The following is a 24816-nucleotide window of genomic DNA, read 5'->3' as shown; positions in this document are numbered from 1 at the left end:
TTCGTCTCCCGTCTGAAATGGCTCGAGGCAAGCCTAGTCGATTTTGCCATCGAAATCGCCTTTTTGAAGGCACCTCCGGAGGGTAGCGGCGGAGCAATCGGTCGCGCCACCCGTCGCGCTGTTCGGCAGCCGAAGCGCCCGATATCGTGTCACCGGATTCTGGGGGGAACTCATGGCCGATGCTCCGCGGCGCCGCCTGTTCGACAGCCACTGCCACATCATCGATCACCGCTTCCCGATCGTGGTCAACCAGGGTTACGTGCCGCCCGCCTTCCCGCTCGAAGCCTATCTCGCCGAGGCGAAGCCGCTGGGCGTCGTGGCGGGCGCGATCGTGGCCGGCTCCTTCCAGGCCAACGACCAGTCGTGGCTGGAGAACGCGCTGCCGCGCCTGGGCAAGGGCTGGGTCGGCGTGACGCAGATCGCCGCCGATCTTCCCGACGACGAGATCGTCCGACTCGCCCGGCTCGGCGTGCGCGCGGTGCGCTTCAACATGTTCCGCGGCGCCATCGACAGCGTCGACGGCATCGTCGCCCTGGCGACACGGTGCCACGCCGTTGCGGGCTGGCATGCGGAGATCTACGCCGACGCCGCGGCCCTCGCGCCGCATGCGGCGACGCTGGCGAAGCTGCCGCGGCTCAGCATCGACCATCTCGGCATGACCGAAGCAGGCCTGCCGGTGCTGCTCGACCTCGTGGCGGCCGGCTGCAAGGTGAAGGCCACGGGCTTCGGGCGCGTGCAGCTCGACGTGCCGCGAGCGCTGGAACGGATCGCCGGCGCCAGCCCCGACGCCCTGGTGTTCGGCACCGACATGCCCTCGACGCGCGCCAAGCGCCCCTTCGCGCCGGCCGACATCGACCTGGTCGAAAGCACCCTGGGACCGGACCTCGCGCACAAGGCCTTCTGGGTCAACCCGCTGGCGCTCTACCGCATCGACGGCCTCAGCGGCCCCTGAACGACGGCTCCCGCTTCTCGAGGAAGGCCCGGATGCCTTCCTTCATGTCCTCCGTCTGCATCAGCGGCAGCAGCTGCAGGAAGACGTGATGGACATGCTCGTTGAACGGCTCGTTCCACGCCATGCGCATCATGCGCTTGGCGGCCTGGATGGCGAGCGGCGCGTTGGCCGCGATCTCGAGCGCCAGCGCGCGCGCCGCGCCCATCACCTCGGCGTCGGCAACGACCCGGTTCACCAGGCCCAGCTCGAGCGACTGCTCCGCCCCCAGCGTGCGGCCGGTGAAGATCAGCTCGGCTGCCTTGGCCCAGCCCAGCAGCCGCGGCAGGTACCAGGTGCCGCCGGACTCCGGCAGGACCCCGCGCCTGGCGTAGGACGCCGCGAGCTTGGCCGACTGCGCCATGACGCGGATATCGGCGCCCAGCGCCAGGTCGAGCCCGTAGCCGGCCGCCGAGCCGTTCAGGGCGGCGATCACCGGCTTGTCCATGGCGTGCAGCACCGGCGGCGGCGTGTTGCGCAGGTCGATGTTGGTCGGCGTCGCTCCCGAGCCGACGCTGAGATTGTCGGTTCCCTTGCTCTGGGCCTCGAGGTTCAGGCCGGCGCAGAAGGCGCGGCCCGTGCCGGTCAGGATCACCACCCGCACCGCGCGGTCCTCGTTGGCGCGCACCAGGGCGTCGGTCAGCTGCTTCAGCATCGGGCCGGAGATGGTGTTCATGCGCTGCGGCGCGTTCAGCGTGATCGTGGCGACGGCGTCGTCGATGCCGTACAGCAGCTCCTCGGGCATCATCGAGGGTCCGGGCTGGGCCGCAAACTGGCTCATGTTTCTACCTCCGCCGTTTGCCGTTATGGTGGCGCAGGAGACCCACCGACACCATGCAAAACCGTTTTATCGATCTCTACAGCGACACCAAGAGCAAGCCGTCGCCCGGCATGCGGAAGGCCATGGCCGAGGCCGAGGTCGGCGACGAGCAGAAGATGGAGGATCCCACCGTCAACCGGCTGCGCGAGCGCGTCTGCGAGCTCCTGGGCAAGGAGGACGCGGTGTTCCTGCCGAGCGGCACCATGGCGAACCAGATCGCCATCCGCGTCCATTGCCGGCTGGGCGACGAGGTGATCGCCGACCGCACCGCGCACATCATCAATGCCGAGACCGGCGGCCCCGCCGCCAACGCCGGCGTCATGATCCGGGCGATCGAGGGCCCCAACGGCGTGTTCACCGGCGAGCAGGTCAAGGCGGCGCTGCGCGATCCCAACAGCCGCAACGCGCCGCGCTCGCGCCTCGTGTCGATCGAGAACACGTCGAACGGCGGCTTCGGCACGGTGTGGCCGCTAGCGACCATGCAGGGCGTGACGAAGGTCGCGCGCGACGCGGGCGTCGCCCTGCACATGGACGGCGCGCGGCTGTGCAACGCCTCGGTGAAATCCGGCGTCAAGGCCGCCGACTATGCCGCCTGCGTCGATTCGCTGTGGCTCGACTACACCAAGGGCCTCGGCGCCCCGGTCGGCGCCAGCCTCGCCGGCGACAAGGCCTTCATCAAGGAAGCGTGGCGCCAGAAGCAGATGCTGGGCGGCTCGATGCGCCAGTCCGGCGTCATCGCGGCCGCCGCGCTCTATGCGCTCGACCACAACTGGGACCGGCTGGCCGAGGACCACGACAATGCCCGCCACCTCTCGGAGGGTCTGGCCAGCATCAAGGGCATCGCGATCGACGTGCCGCGCATGGAGACCAACCTGGTGTTCTTCGAGATCACCAAGCCGGGCTGGACCTCGGCGCGGCTGGTCGACGCCTGCCGCGAGCGTGGCGTCGGCATCGGCGCCAACACCGCCACCCGCATCCGCGCCGTGACGCATCTCGACGTCAATCGTCAGGAGATCGACGTGGCCCTGAAGGTGATCAGCGACGCGCTCGCCGCCTGACATTGCGGCGCGACAAGGCGGCCTTCCGGGCGGTCGCCTTGCGCGGCCGCGCCCGCTGCGCGGACAGCCGCCGGATGACCGCCTCGAAGGCCGGATTGCGATTCGGTGGCAACTCGGACATGTCGATGCTCCCGTTGCTGACAGAACCCTGAAACCGTCCCGGCATAGTACAACAGGCTGACGCACGATGAACGCCCCCCTCCCTCTCGGCCAGCCCATCACGCGGCGCGAGGACCGGCGCTTCCTGACCGGTCGCGGCCGCTATGCCGACAACACCGCGCCGGCCGGGTCGCTGGCCGTCCTGTTCGTGCGCTCGCCGCATGCCCACGCCCGCCTCCGCGCCATCGACACGGCGTCGGCACTGGCCGCGCCCGGCGTGGTGGCGGTCTACACCGCCGCCGACCTCGTGGCCGACAGGGTCGGCCACCTGCCGGCGATCAGCGAGATCAAGGACGCGGCCGGCAACCGCCATCGCGAGCCGCGGCATATGCCGATGCCGCCCGACAAGGTCCGCCATGTCGGCGACATCGTCGCCATGGTCGTGGCCGGCACGCTCGACCAGGCGCGCGACGCGGCCGAGCTGGTCGAGGTCGACTACCAGACGCTCCCCGCTGTGGTGACCGTGGCGCAGGCCCTGGCGCCCGGCGCGCCGCTGGTCCACGACGATGTTCCCGGCAACCTGATGTGCCGCTGGGAACGCGGCGACGCCGACCGGACGGACGCGGCCTTCGCCGCCGCCGCGCATGTCACGACGCTGGCGATCCGCTCGCCGCGCCAGGTCGTGCACTATCTCGAGACGCGCGCCGCCTGGTCGTCGTGGGACGCCGCCGAGGACCTGGTGACCGTCACCTTCTCGTCCCAGGGCGTGCAGATCCCGCACCGCCTGATGTGCGAGCGGGTCCTCGACCTGCCGAAGGACAAGCTTCGTCTCGTGACGGAGGACGTGGGCGGCGGCTTCGGCCCCAAGTACCCGATCTATCCCGAGCCCACCCTGATCGCCTGGGCGACCCGCAAGCTCGGGTGCGGGATGCGCTGGGTCTGCGAGCGCGGCGAACTGGCGCAGAGCGACAGCCATGCCCGCGACCTCGTGGCGACAGGAGAGCTGGCGCTCGACGCCGACGGCCGGTTCCTCGCCGTGCGCGTCAGGGCCGAGGCGAATTTCGGCGCCTATGTCTCGATGTTCGCGCCGTCGATTCCGACCACCGGCCTCGCCAAGGTGATCTCCGGCCTCTACCGCATCCCGGCGATCCGCGTCGACTTCGACTGCGCCTTCACCAACACCGTGCCGGTCGACGCGATCCGCGGCGCCGGCAAGCCCGAGGCGCTGCTGCTGCTCGAGCGGATGATCGACATCGCCGCCCACGAGACGGGTCGATCGCCGGCCGAGCTGCGCCGGCTCAACCTCCTCGGTCCCGGCGACATGCCCTACAAGGCGGCCAGCGGCTACACTTACGACGCCGCCGACTGCGCCCGCCTGTTCGACACCGCGCTGGAGGCCGCCGACGCCGAGGGATTCGCGGCCCGGCGCGCGGCCAGCGAGGCGGCCGGCCGGCGGCGCGGGCTCGGGATCGGCTGCCACCTGCACGGCACCGGCGGCATCGCCGACGAGCATGCCGTGGTCGACGTCACCGGCGACCGCGTCGTGGCGCGCGTCGGCACGCAGAGCCAGGGCCAGGGGCACGAGACCGTGTTCGCCCAGGTGCTGGGCGCGGCGCTGGGCGTGCCGGTCGAGCGGATCGAGATCCGCCAGGGCGACACGCGCAGCATCCCGCACGGCGGCGGCACCGGCGGCTCGTCCTCGACCATCATCAGCGGCACGACGCTGCGGCGCGCCGCCGACGTGGTGATCGAGCGCGGCCGCGAATTGGCGGCCGAGCGCCTCGAGACGGCGCCGGCCGACATAGACTATCGCGAAGGCACTTTCGAGGTCGTCGGCACCGACCGGCGGATCGGCCTGCTCGAGCTCGCCGCCGAGAAGCCGTTCAGCGGCGATGCGCTGTTCGGCGACAAGATCGATTCGTTCCCTACCGGCGTCATGGTCTGCGAGGTCGAGGTCGACCCCGAGACCGGCGCCGTGCGTGTCGACCGGCTGGTCGAGGCCGCGGATTGCGGCGTCGTGGTCAATCCCCGCCTGCTCGCCGGCCAGATCCACGGCGGCATCGTGCACGGGCTGGGCAACGCCCTGATGGAGGAGGCGATCTACGACGAGGAGACCGGCCAGCTGCTCAGCGGCACGCTGATGGACTACGCCCTGCCGCGCGCCGAGGACGCGCCGTCGCTCGCGGTCGAGACCATCGCCACGCCCTCGCCCAACAACTTCATGGGCTTCAAGGGTGTCGGCGAGCTGCCGACCAACGGCGCGCCGGCGGCGATCGCCAATGCCGTGCTCGACGCGCTGCGGCCGCTCGGCGTGCGCCACATCGACCTGCCGCTTTCGTCCCACAAGGTCTGGCAGGCGATCCGCGCGGCGGCCGGCTGATCCAGATCCCGGCTGATCCAGATCAAGGTCCGCCGGACCGGGGCGCGGCAAGGCAATGGCCATGCCGCGCACCATCCTGATCCTGAACGGCCACCCCGATCCATCGGGCAAGGGCCTGTGCCATGCACTCGGCGAGGCCTATGCCGAGGGCGCGCGCACCGCCGGGCACGAGGTCCGCCGGCTCGACGTCGCCTCCCTCGACTTCGACTTCCTGCGCTCGCAAGCGGCCTTCGAATCGGAGGCGCCGCCCCCCACCATCATCGCCGCCCAGGCCGACGTCCTGTGGGCGAACCACCTCGTGGTGATCTTTCCCCTGTGGCTGGGCGACATGCCGGCAATGCTCAAGGCCTTCTTCGAGCAGGTGCTGCGGCCGGGCTTCGCCTTCTCCTACCGGCCGCGCGGCTTCCCCGTCATGCATCTCAAGGGTCGCTCGGCCCGGATCATCGTCACCATGGGCATGCCGGCCCTGGTCTATCGCTGGTACTACCAGGCGCACGGGCTGAAGAACCTGGCGCGCAACGTACTCGGCTTCGTGGGCTTCGCGCCGGTACGGGACACGATCGTCGGCAGCGTCGCGACCCGCGGCCGGGAATCGATCGGCCGCGTCCTCGAGAAGGTTCGCGAGCTCGGCCGGCGCGCCGTCTAGGTCACGCAACCAGGGTCGCGATCCCGCGGCCGGCGACGTAGAGGCCGGCCGCGATCACGACGCCGGCGAACAGCCGCCCCAGCGCCTCCTTGCGGTCGGCCAGGACGGCATTGGCCCGGCTGCCGGCCAGGGCACCCAGCAATCCGCCGGCGACCAGGAGGCCCGCGACCTGCCAGTCGATCAGGCCCGACCAGGCGTAGCTCGAGGCCGAGGCAGTGCCGAAGGCGGCGACGCCCACCAGCGAGGCACTCGCGGCATCGCGCAGGTCCATGTCGGCAGCCAGCATCAGGCCCGGCACGATGAGGAAGCCGCCGCCGATTCCGAAGAACCCCGAGAGAAGCCCGACGCTGGCGCCGGCCAGCAGCAGCCGCGGCAGCAGGCGGCGCGCATTGGCGCGCGTCAGGCGGTCGGACGGCGCCGCTGCCGCCGGCCGGGGCCGCAGCATGAGGATGCCGACCACGATCATCAGCCCGCCGAACAGGGCAAGGAGCTGCTGGCCACCGACGCTCTTGCCCAGCGCCGCGCCGGCCAGCGCGCCGCCCACCCCGGCCAGGCTGAAGGAGAGGGCGCAGGGCCATCGGATCGGCGTACGGCGGGCATGAAGGCCGAGGCTCGCAAGCGCGTTCATCGCCACCGCAAGCGCTGCCGTTCCGATCGCGACATGGGGCGGCACGCCGACCGCATAGACCAGCAGCGGCACGGCGAGGATCGAGCCGCCGCCGCCGATCAGGCCGAGCACGGCGCCGATCAGGCCGCCCGATCCGAGGGCGAGAAGCGCGCCGGTCACGACGCGGCCGCGGGCCGCCGCGGCCGGCGGTTCCAGGGCATCAAGGCGAGGAGCCTCGCCATGCCGCACCAGCCGCTGATGCCGGCGAAGGCGAGCCCAGCGCCGACGAAGGCCGACACGGCCAGGAAGGCCGGTGCCACCCAGAGGCCGAGCGCCAGTCCCGCGAGCACGAGGCTTCCCGCGACGATCTGCACTTGGCGCATGATCTCGATCGGTTCGCGGCGGTCGATCGCGATCGGCAAGCCGGCCTTCTTCCAGGCCTCTATGCCGCCCTCGAGCAGATAGGCCTCGCAGGCGACCGTCGCGGCGAGGCGCTTGCCGTTGGCCGCCGTTCGCGAGCCCGTCCGGCAATGGAAGATGACGGCCGAGGCGCCCGCGGCATCGACGGGAGCCAGGCGCGACAGCGGATTGTGGCGCGCGCCGGGCAGGCGCTCGCGCGCATGCTCGTCGGCCTCCCGGATGTCGACCAGCACGGCTCCCTGCTCGATCAGGCGCCGGGCCTGGTCGATATCGATGGTCGGCAGCGACATGCGGTTTCCTTTCGCGAGGTCATAACATTAGATATTGCTAATTTAGAGATGGATCATATATTGGTCAAGAGCGACCCAAGGAGGAAATCATGGCGGCTGTCCCCAGCATCGACGCATTCTTCGACGAAGCCACCTTCACCGTGACCTACCTGGTGCGCGATCCGGCGACAGGCCGCGCGGCGATCATCGATCCCGTGCGCGACTACGACCCGAAGTCGGGACGGCTTTCCACCACCTCGGCCGACCGCGTGCTGGAGAAGGTCGCGGCCCGCGGGGTGGGCGTCGACTGGATCCTGGAGACGCATGCCCATGCCGACCATCTGACGGCAGCGCCCTACCTCAAGGAGAAGACCGGCGCCAAGGTGGCGATCGGCGCGCACATCCGCGACGTCCAGGCGATCTTCAAGCCGGTGTTCAATGCCGGCGACGTGAGTGGCGACGGCCGCGAATTCGACCGGCTGCTGGCCGACGGCGAGCGCCTGCCGCTGGGCGCGCTCGAGATCGAGGTCATGCACCTGCCCGGCCACACGCCGGCCGATGTCGCCTACCGGATCGGCGACGCCGTCTTCGTCGGCGACACGATCTTCATGCCGGACTACGGCACCGCCCGCACCGACTTTCCCGGCGGCGACGCCGCCACGCTCTTCCGGTCGATCCGCCGGCTGCTGTCGCTGCCGCCGCAGACGCGCCTCTTCATGTGCCACGACTACAAGGCCCCCGGCCGCGACCACTATGCCTGGGAGACGACGGTCGCCGACGAGCGGGCGCACAATGTCCACGTCCGGGACGGCGTCGACGAGGCCGGCTTCGTCGCCATGCGCACCGGGCGCGACGCCACCCTGGCCGCGCCGGTGCTGCTGCTGCCCTCGGTTCAGGTCAACATCCGCGCCGGCGGCCTGCCGCCGGCCGAGGAAAACGGCACGCGCTACCTCAAGATCCCGCTGCGCGGCGCCACGCGCTGATCGCGGGACCGCGGGCCGGGCGGTTCAGCGCCCGCCGAGCTTGCTCAGCGCCAGCGCGATCGCCTCGCGGGTCTCCGGCGGCTGGCCGCTGATCGCCTGTCCGAGGTCGCGCAGCTGGCGGCGCAGCGTGTGGATCTGGTCGAGCAGGTCGACCACCGTCTCGACCGCCTCGTCGTCGAAGCCCATCTCGTCCGTCAGGTCGGCCAGCAGGCAGGCCCGGGCCACGTCGACCGGCTCGAATGTCCAGCCCTCGCCCGCGGCCGACGGCCGCAGCAGGCCGCGCTGCACCCAGCGCTCGACATGGACGACGGTCATCCGGCGATGCGACTGAAGCAGTTCGTCGAGCGTGGTCATGTGAACTGCTCCATCGACTGGCGCGGATCGTAGGCGCGGCCGCCTTCCCACTTCTCGAGGAATTCCTTCAGGGCCGCGTCCGGCTGCTCGGGCATGACGACCTTGAGCTTCACGTACTGATCGCCCCGCTGGCCCGACTTGCGATCGAGCAGCCCGCGCCCCTTGAGCCGCAGCGAGCTGCCGGTATTGGAACCGGCCGGAACGTTCAGCATGACCGCCCCGCCCACCGTGGGAACCCGGATCCGACCGCCCAGCACGGCCTCGGTCGGCGTCACCGGCACCTCGACATGGATGTCGTTGTCGCGCGCCTCGAAGAAGGCGTGCGGCTCGACATGCAGCTCTACATAGGCGTCGCCGGGCGGCCGCCCCTGGGTACCGGGCATTCCCTGCCCCTTCAGCCGCAGCGTCTGGCCGTCGGTCGCTCCTTCGGGAATGTCGATGTCGAGCGTCTTGCCGCCCGGCAGGTTGACACGCTGCTTGCCGCCGCGGGCCGCCACGAGGAATGGGATTCGCAGGCTGTACGTCATCGGCAGCCCGCTCACGTCGAATCCGTCCTCGCCGCCAAAGGCGAATCCCCCGCCACCGCCGGCCCGGCCGCGCTGGCCGAACATCTCTGAAAAGATTCCGCCCATGTCGACAAAGGATTCGTGCGGGCCGGCGCGCTCGTACTTGGCGCCGCCGAAGCCGCCGCCCTGATCGCGGTAGAAGCCGCGCGGCGGCACCTCCTGGCCGGTCGCGTCGATCTCGCCAGCGTCGAATCGTCGCCGCTTCTCGGGGTCGGAAAGGATGTCGTTGGCCTGAGAAATTTCCTTGAACTTCGCCTCGGCCGCCTTGTCGCCCGGATTGAGGTCGGGGTGGTGCTTCTTGGCGAGCTTCCGGAAGGCCTTGCGGATGTCATCGTCCGAAGCGGTCCTCGCGACGCCAAGGACTGAATAGGGGTCGGTCATGTGTACAAATGTGATCCGGATTCGGTCGGTTGCAAGGCCTCTGCCGCCATCGTTTGGTCTCTCTTCTGCAAGGAAGTGCATCCACTAGGAAGAATGCTAACCCAACCTGCGCGAATACCGCGCTTTAGTGCAAGAATTACGGGAACTAGGCGCTGGGTCCACCTCATGAGATTGCTTTTCAAGGCAGGGTTGTTAGCGTTCCGGTGGGGAACAAAGTGTGGGAACGGGACGTCTCTTTTCGACCACGAATGGGTCGGAAATGGACCTCCCTCTTGGGTGAGTACGATACCGTGGTCGATCAACTGCCTCCTGGAGTGCGGGATGACGGCGCCGAGCAGGTGCCTCACGAGCGCAGTCTAGTCGAAAGCGGGAACGTTGCCTCCCGCTTCGTTGCGGCGGCACGCGCGGCGGGGACGGCAATCGCCCTCGTCGAAGGCAGCAGAAGCATCACCTACGACGCGCTCGATCGGCGCACGAATCGTCTGGCCCGTTGGCTGAAGCGCCGGGGTGCGGGACCGCAGGGCCTCGTCGCGCTGCAGGCCGGACGTTCACTGGAATCGACCATCGCCATCGTCGCGACGCTGAAGGCAGGGGCTGGCTATGTCGCCCTGGATCCATCAGCTCCGGCCGCCTATCGCGACTGGATCGTCGAGGACAGCAGGCCCGTACTGATCCTGTGCGCTCAGGCCGAGAGCGTGAAAGCCTCGACGCCGTCCGTGGGCCTCGAGGAGGCGCTCGTCCAAGCGGAGGCCGAATCCGACGATCCGATCGAGAACGAGGCCGACGGGGACGGGATCGCCTGCGTGATGTACACGTCCGGGTCGACGGGGCGGCCGAAGGGTGTCCGCATCCCGCATCGGGCCATCGTGCGCCTGGTCTCGGGCCAGACCTACATCCATTTCGGCGCCGACGAGGTCGTGCTCCACAATGCGCCTCTCTTCTTCGACGCCAGCCTTCTCGAGATCTGGGGCACCCTGCTGCACGGCGCGTGTGGTGTCCTGGTCAGCGAGGACCGGCCGTCCCTCAAGTCGCTCTCCGACACGATCTCCCGGCATGGGGTCACGACGGCCTGGTTCACCGCAGGCCTGTTTCATGCCCTCGTCGACCATGAGCTCGATGGGCTTTTGGGCCTCCGGCAGCTGCTCGCCGGCGGCGACATCCTGTCCCCGGCCCATGTCTCGCGGGCGCTTGCCGCGTTGCCGCACTGCCAGCTCGTCAACGGCTACGGGCCGACCGAGAACACGACCTTCACCTGCTGCTACCGCATTCCCCGCGACGGCTGGGGCGGCGGGCCCGTGCCGATCGGCGAGCCGATCGCCGGAACCTACGTGCGCGTGCTCGACGACGAGATGCGGCCGGTGCCCGATGGCGAGGTCGGCATGCTCCATGCCGGGGGCCTCGGTCTGGCCCTGGACTATCTCGGCGATCCTCGGCGCACCGCCGAGCAGTTCGTTGCCGACCCGCAGCGCCCTGGCGCCACGCTCTATCGCACGGGCGACCTCGTTCGCCGCCGGGCCGACGGCATGCTCGACTTCCTCGGCCGCCGCGACGGGCAGGTGAAGATCGACGGCAAGCGGGTCGAGGTCGGCGAGATCGAGGAAGCGCTGCGCCGCTGCCCGGAGATCGGCGATGCGGTCGTGCTGGCGACCAAGGGCGACGGCGGCCTCGTGACCCTGACGGCCTATGTGAAGCCCGCGCTCCCCGGCCGCGAGGTCGAGGCCGCGTCCGCGGCGCAGACCCAGGCCATCGAGGTCCTGCCGGCACACATGCGCCCCTCGCGCGCCATCGGCGTCGAGACGTTCCCCCTCACCGTCAACGGCAAGATCGACCGGCAGCGGCTGGCGGCGCGGGCGCGGATCGAGCCGCTGACGCCCGTGACCGCCTCCAGCGCCACCGAGCACACGCTGGGTGAGATATTCGCCCGCGTGCTGGGCCTGCCGCGCGTCGACGTCGGCATCAACTTCTTCGAGCTCGGCGCCACGTCGCTGAAGCTCCTCGAGGCCCATGCCGAGATCACCCGCCTCTGGCCGGGCGTGGAGGTGCTGTCGCTGTTCCGGCACGCCACCATCCGCGATCTTGCGCGCGCGCTCGACAGCGGGCCGGAGGCCGCCGCGACCCGGGCCCGGCGCCGCGCCGACAAGCAGGCGGCGATGCTGCGCATTCGTACAGCAGGATTGGGACGATGAGCGCGCCCGACACCGCGATCGCCATCGTCGGCCTCTCCGGCCGGTTCCCGGGCGCCGACGATGTCGGCCAGTTCTGGGCCAACGCGCGAAGCGGCCTCGCATCCATCACCCGCTTCTCCGAGGCCGAGCTCGAGGACGCCTTTCCCGCGGACGTCCGCAACGCGGCCAACTTCGTGCGGGCGCGGGCGATCCTGAACGACGTCGACAAGTTCGACGCCGAGTTCTTCGCCATCCTGCCCCGGGTCGCCGCCCTGACCGATCCGCAGCACCGGCTGATGCTCGAGTGCGCCTGGTCGGCCCTCGAGGATGCCGGCTGCGATCCCACACGCTATCCGGGCGCGATCGGCCTCTTCGCCGGCTGCAGCCTGAGCACCTATCTGATCACCCACGTCCTGCGGGGCGCGGTCGATCCCCTGCAGTTCGCCAGCGACTATCAGGTCGGTTCGTACGACGCGCTGCTCGGCGCTCTCCCGGATACGCTCGCGACTCGCGTGGCCTACAAGCTCAACCTGCGCGGCCCGGCCGTCACCGTGCAGAGCGCCTGCTCGACCTCGCTGCTGGCCGTCGCCCAGGCCTGCCAGAGCCTGCTTCTCGGACAGTCCGATCTGGCTCTGGCCGGCGGCGTCTCCATCACCTTTCCGCAGAAGCGCGGCTTCCTCCACCAGGAAGGCGGCATGGTGTCGGCCGACGGCACGTGCCGGCCGTTCGACGACGGCGCCTCGGGGACGGTGTTCGGCGACGGCGTCGGCCTCGTTGCCCTGAAGCGCCTGGCCGATGCAATCGAGGACGGCGACAACATCTACGCCGTCATTCGCGGCACCGCCGTGAACAACGACGGCAGCGACAAGGTCGGCTTCACCGCGCCCAGCATGACCGGGCAGGCGGAGGTCATCGCGACGGCCCTTGCGGTGGCGGGCGTCGAGCCCGGGTCGATCGGCTACGTCGAATGCCACGGGACGGCCACGCCGCTGGGCGACCCGATCGAGCTCGCCGGCCTGCGGCAGGGCTTCGGCGGCCTCGCCAGCGACCGGCCGTTCTGCGCGATCGGCTCGGCGAAGGCCAATGTCGGTCACCTCGATGCGGCGGCCGGCGTGACCGGGCTGATCCGCGCGACGATGGCGCTGCATCATCGCGAGATCCCACCCCTCGCCAACTTCCATCGCCTCAACCGACACATCGACGTTGCCGGCAGTCCCTTCTACTTCCCGACCACGGCGACGCCGTGGGCGGCGGGCGACACGCCACGCCGCGCCGGCGTGAGCTCGTTCGGCGTCGGCGGCACGAACGTCCACGCCGTCCTCGAGGAGGCCCCGGAGATCGCGCGCAGCAGGACCTCGACCGCCGGGCGCGTGGTGCTGCCGGTCTCGGCGCGCAACGACGCAGCCCTGCGCGAGGCGCGCGAGGCGCTGGCGAGCCGGCTCGAGAGCCGACCGGACATCGTCCTGGAAGACGCCGCCTTCACCCTTCAGAACGGACGGCGCGCCTTCGGGCGACGCATCGCCGTCGCCTGCGAATCCCGCGAGCAGGCCATCCAGGCGCTGCGCAACCCGCAGGCCATGCCGCACGCCGCCGATGGCGCCCCTCGTCTCGTCTTCCTGTTCCCCGGCCAGGGCGCGCAGGTCGCCGGGATGGCGCGCGGCCTCTACGCCTCCGAACCGGCCTTCGCGGCGCTGATCGACCGCGGCATAGAGATCGCCGCTCCCATCGCCGGCCCCCAGTTGCGCGAGGCGCTGTTCGATCCGCGCTTCGCCGACGCCAACGCCACCCGGCTCAGCCAGCCGGCACTCTTCATCTTCGAGTACGCCCTGGCGCGCCTCTGGATGGGATGGGGCCTGCAGCCCGACGCCATGGTCGGCCACAGTGTCGGCGAAGTCGTGGCCGCCTGTCTTGCCGGCGTCTTCTCCTTCGAGGACGGCTGCCGGTTCGTCGCGACCCGTGGACAGCTGATGCAGTCGATCGCGCCGGGCGCCATGCTGGCGGTGCGCCTGCCGGAGGGCGCGCTGCGGGGCGAGGCCGGCCTGGGTCTCGACATCGCGGCGGTCAACGCACCCTCCGCTTGCGTGGTCGCCGGTCCGCCGCAGGACATCGAGGCCCTGGAGCGGCGCCTGACGGCCAAGGACGTGCCGTGCCGCCGGCTGTCGGCCTCGCACGCCTTCCATTCGCGCGCCGTCGATCCCGTCCTGGGCGAAATCGCCTCGGCCATTGGGTCCCTCGACCTCCATCCGCCCGGCATCCCCTTCGTCTCGAGCGTCACGGGAGCATGGATCACAACCGGCGAAGCCACGGACCCCGACTACTGGGCGCGTCACGGACGGGCCACCGTCCGGTTCGCCGACGCGCTGGCCACGGCCGTCCGGGACGGCCGGCCGCATCTGCTCGAGGTCGGACCGGGCCGCACCCTGTCGTCCCTCGCCCCGCAGATCGTGGCGCGGACCAGCCTCGCCGGCGTCACGGCCAGCCTGCCCGATCCCGAGACCGACGATCTTGCCGAGGCGACGGCCTCCCTGTGGTGCAGCGGCTTCCCCCTCGACTGGGAAGCCATCGGTGCCCACGGGAGGAAGGTTTCCCTGCCGACCTATCCTTTCCAGCGGGTCCGCTGCTGGATCGACGCACCGTCCCGCGGGACGGAAGCGACGGCAAGCGCATCGGTGGCCGCTTCCCCTTCCGCCGACCTTCCGCCTGCCCCGGCGGCGGCCGCCCAGACTCCGGCCCCCGTCATCGCGGCAACGGCCACGCCCGCGCTGGCGGTCGCAGCGGCCGAGCGCGCGCCGGCCCTGCTGGCGCAGGTCCTCGATATCCTGCGGGAACTGTCCGGACTGCCCGACGTCGACGCCGAAGCGGAGTTCCTCGCCCAGGGATTCGATTCGCTCCTGCTCGGCCAGGTCGCCCGCGCCGTCGAGAAGAAGTTCGGCACCAAGATCACGTTCCGCCAGCTGCTGAGCGAGTGCCCGTCCGCCGCCGCCCTGGCCCGCCACCTCGACGCGATCCTGCCGAAGGAGGCGCCGGTCGCAGCGCCGGCAGTGGCCGCCGTGCCGGCGCCCGTCGGTGAGCCCGGCAACGACGCGACAACGGCGCTGTTCCGCACCCAGATCGACGCGATGCAGGCGCTGTTCGCCGAGCAGCTGCGCGCCCTGCAGGGAAAATCCGTAGCGCCGGCCGTCGCCCGGCCCCCCGCACCGCTGGCCGCGGCGCCCTCCACGACGACGCCGGCTTCGGCGCCGCGCATCAGCCTGCCGGTCAACCCCGGCGCCCGGGGACAGGCGCTCACGCCCCGGCAGAAGGGCTACATCGAGCAGCTGACCCGGCAGATCAACGCGCGCACGCCCATGTCGAAGGCGAGCACCCAGGACAACCGCGACGTCCTCGCCGATCCGCGCACCGTCTCCGGCTTCCGCCGCGAGTGGAAGGAGATCGTCTATCCCGTCACCGCCGCGCGCGCCAAGGGATCGAAGATCTGGGACATCGACGGCAATGAGTATGTCGACCTGGTGAATGGCTTCGGGCAGACGATGTTCGGGCACTCGCCGGACTTCGTGACCGAGGCCGTCGCGGCACAGCTGCAGGAAGGCTTCCCCATCGGCCCGCAGAGCCCGCTGGCCGGCGAGGTCGCCGCGCTGGTCCGCGATCTGACCGGCAGCGAGCGCGTCACCTTCTGCAACACCGGTTCCGAGGCCGTCATGGCCGCGATGCGGGTGGCCCGCACGGTCACCGGCCGCGAGCGCGTGGTCGTCTTCAACAACGACTATCACGGCCAGTTCGACGAGGCGCTGGTGAAGGCGAGCGGTGGAACCGGCCCCCGCGCCCTGCCGGTGGCGCCGGGCATCCCGCCCGAATCGATCGCCAACATGGTGGTGCTGCCCTACGGCGAGCAGCGCAGCCTCGACTGGATCGCCGCCAATTGCCACGAGCTCGCGGCCGTCATGGTCGAGCCCGTCCAGAGCCGCCATCCCGACCTGCGGCCGGTCGAGTTCCTGAAGAGCCTGCGCGCCATCACCGAGTCCGGCGGCGCCGCGCTGGTGTTCGACGAGATCGTCACCGGCTTCCGGGTTCATCCGGGCGGCATGCAGGCGGTCTTCGGCATCGCCGCCGATCTCGCGACCTACGGCAAGGTCGTGGGCGGCGGCCTGCCGATCGGCATCCTGGCCGGCAAGGCGCGCTTCATGGACGCGCTCGACGGCGGCGCCTGGCGCTTCGGCGACGCCTCGGTCCCGGAAACGGCAGCGACCTTCTTCGCCGGCACCTTCGTGCGCCATCCCCTGGTCCTCGCTGCGGCACGGTCGGTGCTGCACCACCTCAAGGCCGAAGGGCCTTCCCTGCAGGAGCGCCTCGCCGCCCGCATGGGCAAGCTGGTCGACTCGCTCAACCGCGAGCTCGAGCGGCGCGGCCTCGCGACGCGCGCCGAAGGATATTCCAGCTGGTTCCATGTCGGCTTCGGCGCCGAGGGACCGCTCGCCTCGCTGTTCTGGCCGCAGATGCGGGCCCTGGGCGTGCACGTGCAGGAAGGCTACCCCTGCTTCCTCACCACGGCGCACGGCGACGCCGACATCGCCGCGATCGAGCGCGCGTTCGTCCAGTCGCTGGACGCGCTCGAGGCCGGCGGGATCCTGCGAGCCGCCGGGTCCGCCGGCAGCGATGCCGCGAACCATGGCGAGGCCGAGCCGGAATCGGCGCCGCTCACCGAGCCGCAGATCGAGATCCTGACGGCAGCCCAGATGGGCGACGACGCCTCCTGCACCTTCAACGAATCGGTCAACCTGTCGTTCGAGGGCGACCTCGACCGGGCCGCGCTCGAATCGGCGCTGAACGGCGTGATCGCGCGGCACGATGCGCTGCGCGGCCGCGTCGGCCGCAGCGACGAGCGCATGCATTTCGCGCCGAAGCTCGCCCTCGAGCTTCGCCTCGAGGACCGCAGCGGCGAAGCGGATCCGGATGCCGCCCTCGCGGCGATCGTCGCTGCCGATGCGAGCCTCCCCTTCGACCTGTGGAACGGCCCGCTGGTGCGCGCGGTGCTGGTGAAGCTCGCGGCCCGACGCCACGTTCTGGTGCTCACCGCCCATCACATCGTTTGCGACGGCTGGTCGTTCAACATCATCCTGCCGGAGCTGGCCGACTTCTATCGCGCGGCGGTATCCCGGCAGCCGGCGGCACTCCCGGCCGCGTCGTCGTTCGCGCAGTACGCGACCGGCAAGGCCACTCCGACGGCGGGCCGGTCCGCCGACCTCGACTACTGGACGTCGGTCTACCGCGATCTCCCGCCCCTGCTGGAGCTGCCGACGGATCGACCGCGCGCCCCGCAGCGTTCCTTTGCGGGCGCCACCTGGACCACGTCGGTCGACGGCGCCCAGCTCGCCGCCCTGCGCAAGGCCGCGGCGGCAAGCGGTGCCACCCTCTTCTCGACGCTGTTCACCGCGTTCCAGGTCGTGATCGGCCGGCTGGCCGGCACGAACGACGTCGTGATCGGCGTTCCGGTGGCGGCCCAGGCGGCGGACGAACAGCCCGACCTCGTCGGCCATTGCGTGCACATGCTGCCGTTCCGCTCGCCGCTCGACTGGGACAGCCCGTTCGCGACGGCGGTCCAGACCGCGGCCGACCGGCTGGCCGAGGGCTTCGACCACTCGAACTGCACCTACGGCACCCTCATCCGCGCCCTGCCGATCCAGCGGGTCGGCGATCGGCTGCCGCTCACGGAGATCCAGTTCAACCTCGAGCGCCTGTCGACCGCGATGGATTTCGGCGGCCTCGACGTGACGGTGACGCCTAACGTCAAGGCGGCCGTCACCTTCGATCTCAGCGTCAACGTCATCGAATCCGCCGCCGGCCTTCGGATCGATTGCGACTACAGTGCCGCCCTGTTCGACGAGGCGACGATCGCCCGCTGGATGGACCATTTCCGCCGGGCGCTCCGCGGCATCGCCGCGGCGCCGCAGACCCCGCTCGGCGCACTGGAGCTCCTGTCGGACGAGGACAAGCGCTTCGCCCTCGATACCGTCAACCGGACCGAGGCAGCCTATCCTGCCGACCGCTGCTTCCACGACCTGTTCGCGGCCCACGCGGTCGCCACGCCCGAGCGTGTGGCCTGCAGCGACGGCACGCTGTCGCTGACCTATGCCGAGCTCGACCGGCAGTCGACCGCGCTTGCCCACGCGCTCCTGCGGGAGAGCCCGGTGCGCCAGGGCCGCATCGCCATCGCCGTCGATCGGTCCTGCGCCATGCTCGTCGGGCTGCTGGGCATCCTCAAGGCCGGCCATGCCTACGTGCCGCTCGACATCCGCCAGCCGATCGACCGTCTGCGGCAGATCGCCGGGAGCGCCCGCATCGACGCAATCGTCTGCCAGGACGAGGCGATGGCGTCGGTCGCCCCGGACGCTCCGGCGCTGCGCCTCGACCGGATCGGCACGGACGATGCCGGCCCCACGCTGCCGCCCGTGTCCCCGGAAGCGTCCGCCTATGTACTGTTCACATCAGGATCGACGGGCGCACCGAAGGGCGTCGAGATCGGGCATCGTTCGCTGACCAACACCCTGGTTGCCTGGTCGCGGCTGTGCGCGATCGAGGCCGATGACGTTTTCGTCGCCTCGAGTGCCCTCACCTTCGACGCCTCGGTCCCCGAGCTCTTCGTTCCGCTGATCTCCGGCGCCCGCGTCGTGCTGGCCCAGTCGGAAGCAGTCCTCACCGGCTTCGAGCTCGTGGCGTTGGCTGGCGAGACCAATGCTACCGTGATGGGGGCGACACCGACCCTCTGGCGGATGCTGCTCGAGGCGGGATTCTCCTCGCGCCCGGGCCTCAAGATGATCGCCGCGGGCGAGGCGCTGCCCGTCGATCTTGCCGACCGGCTGCTGGCCGGCGGCGGGCGGCTGTGGAACCTCTATGGCCCCACGGAAGCGACCGTCTTCGCCTCGGGCATCGAGCTCGGCCGCGCTGGCGGCGACGTGACCATCGGTCGTCCGATCGACAATGCGCAGCTCTTCGTCCTGGACGAGCGCGACCGACTGGCACCGCTGGGCGCCTTCGGCACCCTGTTCATCGGCGGCGCCGGGCTCGCCAAGGGATACTTCGACCGGCCCGACCTGACGGCGTCAGCCTTCCGCGACATCGCCCTGGAGGGCCGAGCGCCGCAGCGGCTCTACGCCACCGGCGACCGCGCCCGCCTGCTGCCGAACGGCACGTTCGCGCTCGGCGGCCGCAACGACCGGCAGGTCAAGCTGCGCGGCTTCCGCATCGAGATCGACGAGATCGAAAGCGCCTTGCGCCAGGTCGACGGTGTCCGCGACTGCGCCGTGGTGTTGCGCGACGACGTCGGACCCCAACCCGCGCTCGTGGCCTACGTCACGCCCGAGACCGGCGATCCGGCGGCGCTGCGCAGCGATCTGGCCCGGCGCCTGCCCGACTACATGGTGCCCACGCGCTGGGCGATGCTCGCGACGCTGCCGCTTACCTCCGGCGGCAAGCTCGACCGCGGCGCCCTCCCGCGCCCGGTGGAGGCGCCGCGGCCGACCGAACCGGCCGACCGGCGGCCCGCCACGGCGCTCGAGGTCGCGATCGGCGCCGTTTGGGCCGAAGTGCTCGGCCGCTCGGACATTGGAACGGAAGAGCCCCTGTTCTCGGTCGGCGCGGATTCGCTGCACGTCTTCCGCATCGCCGCCCGCCTTCAGGCCCAGGGCATCGACATCGACGCCCGCGAGCTCATGAAGGGGCCGTCGATCGCCGCCCTGGCGCGCACGGTCGAGGAGCGCAACAGCGGCACGGCGGGCGAGGCCCACCGGAAGGCGCCGTCCCTTGCCGACTTCCGGCATGGCAGTCACCGGCGCAGCGTGACGGCATGACCACCTCGCCTCCGGCCCGCTCGAACCTGCCGCTCGCCGACGGTGGCGCCGCGGTATTTCCCTGCACCATGCTGCAGCGACAGCTCTGGGCCCAGAGCCAGTCCGGCCGCCCCCATGGCCTCAACGTCGCGATGCGCTGGCTCGTCAAGGGACGCCTGCCGCACGATGTCGCCCAGAAGGCGCTGCAGTCGCTGGTCCGCCGCCACGAGTGCCTGCGCACGGCCTTCCGCGAAGTCGACGGCGTACTCCGGCAGATCGTTCTGGCGGACTGCGCCCTGAAGCTGCGCGGCATCGATCTTTCGGCACTCGACGCCGACACGGCCCGTTCCCGGGCCGACGAGATCGCGCAAGGAGAGGCGCTGGAGCTGATGGACCCGTCAGCGGCGCCCTTGCTGCGCGCCACGCTCCTGAGGCTCGATTCGGAAAGCAGCATCCTGCTGCTCACGTTCCACTCGCTGATTGCCGACGGCTGGTCGATCGGGCTCCTGGTCTCGGAGTTTCATGCCGCGGCCCGGGCCATCGAATCCGGCACCACGCCCGACCTGGCCCCGCCCGACCTGCAGCTCGCCGACTACGCGCTGTGGGAACAGGAGATGCTGGAAAGCGGTGCGCTCGACGAGGATCGCCGCTACTGGCAGCGCAAGCTGAAGGGCCTTTCCGGCACCGTCATCCCGGGCGACCGGCAGCCGGCCGAGCGGATCGGCAACCACAGCGAGATCTACTCGATTCTCCTGCCGAAGAGCGTCGGCGACGCCATCGACACGTTCACCGGCCGGCACAATCTCACCCTCTACGGGCTCGCGGTCGCCGCCTTGGGACTGCTCGTGCATCGCGTGACCGGACAGGCCAAGATCGTGTTCGGCTCGCAGGTCGCCGACCGCCTCGAACCAACGGCCGAGAAGCTGGCCGGACCGACGGTCAACTCGATCACCTTGGTCCTGCCGATCGACCGCCATGCGTCGCTGCTGACCTTCGCCCTGATGGCGGCCGACGAGGTCCGCGAGGCCGTCGAGCACCAGCAGCTTCCCTTCGCCGTCGTGGCGCAGGATGTGTCGTTCGACGCCACCCGGCCGCTGCACGCGATCAACCTCGTGGTCCAGCGCTCCTATTCGGAGGTCGTCGATTCCGGCGGAGGCTTCAGCCTGGCGACCCTGCCGTCCTATCCGGCGGGCTTGCAGTGGGACATCAACTTCTACCTCGTCTGGCGCGACGAGGGCTGGCGCATGTCCTGCGAGGCGGATTGCGATCTCTACGACGAAGCGACGGCGAAGAGCCTGCTGGCGGCGTGGCGCGACACGCTCGAGGCGCTGGTCAGCGCACCCGAACGGCGGGTCGCGGATCTGGAAGCGCTGCGCGAGGGCGTCAGGAGCATCGAGGCGCCAGCCGCACCGGGACGCGCCGGGCTTCAGGATGGTCCACGAGAGCCGATCCCGCTGCATCAGCCGGCGCGCCAGGTCGTCCGCTTCAACGAGCACGGGACCTCGACGCCGCTGATCGTCCTCAACAACCGCTCGGTCTACTACCAGCTGGCGCGGGCGCTCGGCGAGAACCGGCCGCTGACCGACATCCAGACCTACCATCCGGACGGACCGCTCGACCTGTCGGGCTACTCGTTCGACGACTTCGCGACCTACGCCGTGCGGCTGATCCGCTGGGCACAGCCCAACGGGCCCTACGTTCTCGGCGGCCACTGCATCTACGGGGCGCTGGCTTTCGAGGCCGCCCGGCAGCTCAAGCGCATGGGCGAGGAGGTCAGCTTGGTCGCCCTGTTCGACACCTGGGCGCCCGGCTACCGCGAATCCATGTCACCCTCCCAGCAGAGGCGCCGCGCGCGGCAGATCCGTCACAGGGGCTACTGGAACAGGATCCAGCAGTATCGCCGGGGCGAGATCACCCTGAAGCAGCTCCTGTGGCACCCGATCCTCCGGCGGCTCGGTGGCGCGGTTCCCGAGGAGAAGCCGACGGAGTACGCGTTTTTCGAGGGCCGCTGGTTCGACGAGGCCATTCGCACCGCGGCGGCGACGCACCGACCGCAACCGCTCGACGTCGATGCCGTCATCTTCCGAAGCGAGGAGCCTCTGCGCGGGCGGCTGTTCGACGAGCGCATGGGCTGGGGCTCGATCGTTGCCGGCCGGCTGTACAAGGCGGACATCGCCAGTGCCCATTTCGACATGTTCCAGGAAGGCCCGGCCGACGAGATCGCCGCCTTCGTCAATCCCCTGCTGACCGCGATCGAGAGTCGCCGCGACGCATGACCGTCCTGCGTGTCTCGCTGGTTGCTGCGCTGATGGTGGCGCTGGTCGCCGCCGGCTGGCTGGCGTTCGTGCCGCAACGACCGGTGCCCGAGGGGCCGCACGGCGTCGGCCGCATGGACGCGGCGCTTACCGATTCGGCCGGCCGGCCGCTGCCCCTAACCATCTGGTACCCGGCGGAAGGTCCGCGCGGCCGCGTCGTCGCCGACGCTCTCCTCGCGAGAGCCGGGGGGCCGGCCCCGCTCATCCTCTACTCACCGGGCTGGGGCGGCGCGCGCACCCAGAGCAGCATCCAGGCCGAGAATCTTGCCAGTCACGGCTTCGTCGTCGTTGCCTGCGACGACGTCTCCAGCGACGCCGCAACCCGCCCCGACGACGGGCCGTCGTTCGACATGGACACCGACGCGACGCGGGCGGCGTCTCTCGGGCTCGCGTCCCGCCACGTGCTCGTCCAGGGTGCCCGCCTCGTCGACGTGCTGGACGCTGTCGAGGCCGGTCGCGTGCCGCGCCTGGCCGGCCGGGTCGACCTCGCCCGCGTCGGCGCCATGGGCTATTCGGTCGGCGGATCGTCGGTGCTGCAGGCCGGCCTGCTGGATCCGCGCATCGTCGCCATCCTGAACATCGACGGCGCTCTCCTCGGTCCCTCCGCCGAACAGATCGGCCCGCAGGCCTATTTCCTGCTGTCGAGCCGCGAAGCCTTTCCGACGGTGGCCGAGGAAACATCTTCCGATCCGGCCGTGCGCGGCAGCGCCTGGATCAGCCTCGCGGACATCCCGCGCAACCGGCGCCGCATGGAGAGGCCCGGCAACTACTGGGCAGTGATCGACGCGGCGACCCATGAGGACATGTCCGACGGGCTGTTCGCCGTCCATCGCAGCAATCTGCTGCGCCTGAACATCCAGCGCACCGCCATCGACACGGCCATCCGGCGCTTCGCGGTGGCGTTCTTCGAGAGCGCTTTGCTCGGCGAGCCAGCGGCCTTGCGCACCCTCGTCGCGGATCAGCCGTCGAGCGCGCGCTGGATCAGTTCGACGCCGGCGGCGTCCGGCACCGCCAGCGCGACGCAGTAGCCGCCCTCCACGGCGCCCTGCAGGGACCAGAGGGGCGACGCGCCGTCCGGCGCCAGGACGAGCCGTGGCCCGGGCGCCCCGATGGCGACGGCGAACGAATCCAGCGGCACCGAGAGGCCGAGGCCCAGCGCCTTCACGACCGCCTCCTTGAGCGTCCAGGTGAGAAAGAACGCGCGGCGCTGTTCCTCGCCGGCGAGGTCCAGGAGAGCCGAGACTTCGGTGGCGTGGAAATAGCGACGCGCCAGCGCGAGATGGTCGAAGCAGCGCAGGCGCTCGACGTCGGCACCGACCTCCGCATCGCTCACCGCCAGCACGGCGCGATCGCCGCTATGGCTCAGGCTGAAATGCACCGGGCCGCGGCCGGCGAGCCGCGGCTTGCCGTGGGCGTTGGCCTCGAAGACCAGCGCCCCCGGATCGGCTCCCAGATGTTGCGCGAGTATCCGTCGCAGGCCGGCATGGGCGGCGAGGAAGCGATGCTGCAGGTCCGGCCGGGCGAAGCTCCGGTAGCGAACCCTTTCCTCGTCCGACAGCAGCGCCTCGTCCGCGCCGGAAGCGGGCGACGCCGGCGCGAGGCTCCACGACCAGACCACGACCTGCCGCCGACGGAACTCGCTCGACACCGCGTTCGTGGCCTCTCTTGCTGTGCGCTACAAGCCTAGCACCGCCTTGGCGATGATGTTGCGCTGAATCTCGTTCGATCCGGCATAGATCGAGGCCGCCCGGTTGTTGAGGTAGAGCGGCATGGCGGTGATGCCCCATTCGGGCGTGACGGTGGGCTCGTTGTGGCCGAGCGCGCGCGCCTCCGGTTCGAACGGTCCGGCATACCAGGCCAGCGCCTCGACGCCGAGATGGTCGAGCTTCTGCAGCGTCTCGCTGCCCCGGATCTTCATGGCCGACGATGCGGCGCCGGGATTGCGGCCGCGGCTGAGGTCGGACAGGACCTGCAGCTCGATCATCTCCAGCGCCTCGATCTCCATCTCGGTCTCGGCCAGGCGCTGGGCAAAGCCGCGGTCGCCGATCAGGGTCCCGGCACCGTCGGCCGCCTCCTCGCGCGCGATGCGGCGGACGTCCGCGAGCCGGGCGTGGAGGTTGGGCGTGTAGGCGTCGCCGCCGCGCTCGAACTCGAGCAGGTACTTGGCGACGGTCCAGCCGGCGTTCTCCGGGCCGATCCGGTTGGCGACCGGCGTGCGCACATTGTCGAAGAACACCTGGTTGACCTCGTGGTCGCCGGCCAGGGTGACGATGGGTGCGACGCTGAGCCCTGGCGTCTTCATCGAATCGATCAGGACGAAGGAAATGCCGTCCTGGGACTTGCCCTCGGTCGAGGTGCGCACCAGGCAGAACATGTGGTCGGCGACGTGCGCGCCGGTGGTCCAGATCTTGGTGCCGTTGATGACATAGTCGTCGCCGTCGCGTACGGCGCGCGTCTTGAGGCTGGCGAGGTCGGAGCCCGAACCGGGCTCCGAGTAGCCCTGGCAGAAGACGATGTCGCCTGACACGATGCGCGGGAGGTACTTGGCCTTCTGCTCGGGCGTGCCGAACTTCATGATGACCGGGCCGACCATGCGGATGCCCATGGAGAAGATGCGCGGCGCGTCGGCGGCGGTGCATTCGCGGGCGAAGATGTAGCGCTCGGTCGCGCTCCAGCCGGTGCCGCCATGTTCCTTCGGCCAGGTCGGCGCCGACCAGCCGCGACCGGCCAGCACCTTGTGCCAGCGCAGACCGGCTGCCATGTCGGCAAACACGCCCGCGGTCTTGGCACCAGCCTCTCGCAGATCCTCGGTGAGGTTCTGGTCGAGGAAGCGCCGAACTTCGTCGCGGAATTCCTCGTCCCGGGGACTGAGCGCGAGATCCATGAGCGTCTCCAGATCGTCTTGTTCCCGACAGGCTAGCCGCCGCCGCGCGGCCGAGTCC

16 protein-coding genes are annotated in these 24816 nt (G+C 70.5%); 9 read left to right on the top strand and 7 right to left on the bottom strand.

Annotated elements, in window-relative coordinates; genetic code table 11:
- Nucleotides 1-172 precede the first annotated feature (172 nt).
- Nucleotides 173-952, top strand: coding sequence for an amidohydrolase family protein (locus tag ACO073_RS30875; RefSeq protein ID WP_422003378.1), 780 nt, complete (start codon nt 173-175; stop codon nt 950-952).
- On the opposite strand, the gene ACO073_RS30870 is transcribed toward ACO073_RS30875, so the two are convergent.
- The gene (locus ACO073_RS30870) at nt 939-1769 is read right to left on the bottom strand and encodes an enoyl-CoA hydratase/isomerase family protein (protein WP_422003377.1); all 831 of its coding nucleotides are present in this window, start codon (nt 1767-1769) and stop codon (nt 939-941) included. The genes ACO073_RS30875 and ACO073_RS30870 overlap by 14 nt on opposite strands.
- A gap of 53 nt (nt 1770-1822) precedes the next feature.
- Here ACO073_RS30870 and ACO073_RS30865 point away from each other — a divergent pair, with 53 nt between their 5' ends.
- The 3 genes from ACO073_RS30865 to ACO073_RS30855 all read left to right on the top strand — a co-directional run bounded on the left by ACO073_RS30865 (nt 1823) and on the right by ACO073_RS30855 (nt 5991).
- Nucleotides 1823-2866, top strand: coding sequence for a threonine aldolase family protein (locus ACO073_RS30865; RefSeq protein ID WP_422003376.1), 1044 nt, complete (start codon nt 1823-1825; stop codon nt 2864-2866).
- Between the two features lie 187 nt (nt 2867-3053).
- A complete protein-coding gene (locus tag ACO073_RS30860) occupies nt 3054-5345 on the top strand; it encodes a xanthine dehydrogenase family protein molybdopterin-binding subunit (RefSeq protein WP_422003374.1) in 2292 nt (763 codons plus the stop codon).
- 61 nt (nt 5346-5406) lie between these two features.
- Nucleotides 5407-5991, top strand: coding sequence for an NAD(P)H-dependent oxidoreductase (locus ACO073_RS30855; RefSeq protein ID WP_422003372.1), 585 nt, complete (start codon nt 5407-5409; stop codon nt 5989-5991).
- A gap of 1 nt (nt 5992) precedes the next feature.
- Here ACO073_RS30855 and ACO073_RS30850 read toward each other — a convergent pair whose 3' ends face one another.
- Together ACO073_RS30850 and ACO073_RS30845 are read right to left on the bottom strand one after the other, a co-directional pair.
- Nucleotides 5993-6778, bottom strand: coding sequence for a sulfite exporter TauE/SafE family protein (locus tag ACO073_RS30850; RefSeq protein ID WP_422003371.1), 786 nt, complete (start codon nt 6776-6778; stop codon nt 5993-5995).
- Nucleotides 6775-7308: a rhodanese family protein gene (locus tag ACO073_RS30845; RefSeq protein WP_422003370.1), complete on the bottom strand. Its 534-nt coding sequence runs from the start codon at nt 7306-7308 to the stop codon at nt 6775-6777. Before ACO073_RS30845 ends, ACO073_RS30850 begins: the two co-directional genes overlap by 4 nt.
- A gap of 89 nt (nt 7309-7397) precedes the next feature.
- On the opposite strand from ACO073_RS30845, the gene ACO073_RS30840 reads away from it, so the two are divergent.
- Nucleotides 7398-8270: an MBL fold metallo-hydrolase gene (locus tag ACO073_RS30840; protein WP_422003368.1), complete on the top strand. Its 873-nt coding sequence runs from the start codon at nt 7398-7400 to the stop codon at nt 8268-8270.
- Nucleotides 8271-8294: 24 nt separating this feature from the next.
- Here the strand turns inward: ACO073_RS30840 and ACO073_RS30835 are convergent, their stop codons facing one another.
- Both ACO073_RS30835 and ACO073_RS30830 read right to left on the bottom strand, forming a co-directional pair.
- Complete coding sequence (locus tag ACO073_RS30835) at nt 8295-8624, bottom strand: chaperone modulator CbpM (protein ID WP_422003366.1); 330 nt, start codon at nt 8622-8624, stop codon at nt 8295-8297.
- Nucleotides 8621-9571: a DnaJ C-terminal domain-containing protein gene (locus ACO073_RS30830; protein WP_422003364.1), complete on the bottom strand. Its 951-nt coding sequence runs from the start codon at nt 9569-9571 to the stop codon at nt 8621-8623. Before ACO073_RS30830 ends, ACO073_RS30835 begins: the two co-directional genes overlap by 4 nt.
- A 314-nt stretch (nt 9572-9885) precedes the next feature.
- Between ACO073_RS30830 and ACO073_RS30825 the strand changes: the two genes are divergently transcribed.
- From ACO073_RS30825 to ACO073_RS30810, 4 genes are read left to right on the top strand one after another with little or no spacing between them, the layout of a single operon-like run.
- The gene (locus ACO073_RS30825; protein WP_422003362.1) at nt 9886-11757 is read left to right on the top strand and encodes an amino acid adenylation domain-containing protein; all 1872 of its coding nucleotides are present in this window, start codon (nt 9886-9888) and stop codon (nt 11755-11757) included.
- On the top strand, nt 11754-19580 hold the full coding sequence (locus ACO073_RS30820; RefSeq protein WP_422003360.1) for an amino acid adenylation domain-containing protein: 7827 nt from the start codon (nt 11754-11756) through the stop codon (nt 19578-19580). The genes ACO073_RS30825 and ACO073_RS30820 overlap by 4 nt, the downstream gene beginning before the upstream one ends.
- Entirely contained in the window at nt 19577-21835 is a 2259-nt protein-coding gene (locus ACO073_RS30815; RefSeq protein ID WP_422003358.1) for a condensation domain-containing protein, read from the top strand. Before ACO073_RS30820 ends, ACO073_RS30815 begins: the two co-directional genes overlap by 4 nt.
- Nucleotides 21832-22902: an alpha/beta hydrolase family protein gene (locus ACO073_RS30810; RefSeq protein ID WP_422003357.1), complete on the top strand. Its 1071-nt coding sequence runs from the start codon at nt 21832-21834 to the stop codon at nt 22900-22902. Before ACO073_RS30815 ends, ACO073_RS30810 begins: the two co-directional genes overlap by 4 nt.
- Here ACO073_RS30810 and ACO073_RS30805 read toward each other — a convergent pair.
- The gene (locus ACO073_RS30805; RefSeq protein ID WP_422003355.1) at nt 22833-23522 is read right to left on the bottom strand and encodes a 4'-phosphopantetheinyl transferase family protein; all 690 of its coding nucleotides are present in this window, start codon (nt 23520-23522) and stop codon (nt 22833-22835) included. The two genes, ACO073_RS30810 and ACO073_RS30805, sit on opposite strands and share 70 nt — an antisense overlap.
- Nucleotides 23523-23549: 27 nt before the next feature.
- Nucleotides 23550-24758, bottom strand: a complete 1209-nt coding sequence (locus ACO073_RS30800) for an acyl-CoA dehydrogenase family protein (RefSeq protein ID WP_422003354.1) — start codon at nt 24756-24758, stop codon at nt 23550-23552.
- Nucleotides 24759-24816: the final 58 nt, after the last annotated feature.

The sequence above is a fragment of the Reyranella sp. genome (genome assembly GCF_965229815.1).
Lineage (GTDB): Bacteria > Pseudomonadota > Alphaproteobacteria > Reyranellales > Reyranellaceae > Reyranella.
This window is presented reverse-complemented; position numbering and strand designations above follow the sequence as displayed.

Excerpts from the sequence above, each read along its gene's own strand:
- ACO073_RS30875 (WP_422003378.1), top strand. The coding sequence starts at position 173 with ATGGCCGATGCTCCGCGGCGCCGCCTGTTCGACAGCCACTGCCACATC.
- ACO073_RS30870 (WP_422003377.1), bottom strand. The coding sequence starts at position 1,769 with ATGAGCCAGTTTGCGGCCCAGCCCGGACCCTCGATGATGCCCGAGGAG.
- ACO073_RS30865 (WP_422003376.1), top strand. The coding sequence starts at position 1,823 with ATGCAAAACCGTTTTATCGATCTCTACAGCGACACCAAGAGCAAGCCG.
- ACO073_RS30860 (WP_422003374.1), top strand. The coding sequence starts at position 3,054 with ATGAACGCCCCCCTCCCTCTCGGCCAGCCCATCACGCGGCGCGAGGAC.
- ACO073_RS30855 (WP_422003372.1), top strand. The coding sequence starts at position 5,407 with ATGCCGCGCACCATCCTGATCCTGAACGGCCACCCCGATCCATCGGGC.
- ACO073_RS30845 (WP_422003370.1), bottom strand. The coding sequence starts at position 7,308 with ATGTCGCTGCCGACCATCGATATCGACCAGGCCCGGCGCCTGATCGAG.
- ACO073_RS30840 (WP_422003368.1), top strand. The coding sequence starts at position 7,398 with ATGGCGGCTGTCCCCAGCATCGACGCATTCTTCGACGAAGCCACCTTC.
- ACO073_RS30835 (WP_422003366.1), bottom strand. The coding sequence starts at position 8,624 with ATGACCACGCTCGACGAACTGCTTCAGTCGCATCGCCGGATGACCGTC.
- ACO073_RS30830 (WP_422003364.1), bottom strand. The coding sequence starts at position 9,571 with ATGACCGACCCCTATTCAGTCCTTGGCGTCGCGAGGACCGCTTCGGAC.
- ACO073_RS30820 (WP_422003360.1), top strand. The coding sequence starts at position 11,754 with ATGAGCGCGCCCGACACCGCGATCGCCATCGTCGGCCTCTCCGGCCGG.
- ACO073_RS30815 (WP_422003358.1), top strand. The coding sequence starts at position 19,577 with ATGACCACCTCGCCTCCGGCCCGCTCGAACCTGCCGCTCGCCGACGGT.
- ACO073_RS30810 (WP_422003357.1), top strand. The coding sequence starts at position 21,832 with ATGACCGTCCTGCGTGTCTCGCTGGTTGCTGCGCTGATGGTGGCGCTG.
- ACO073_RS30800 (WP_422003354.1), bottom strand. The coding sequence starts at position 24,758 with ATGGATCTCGCGCTCAGTCCCCGGGACGAGGAATTCCGCGACGAAGTT.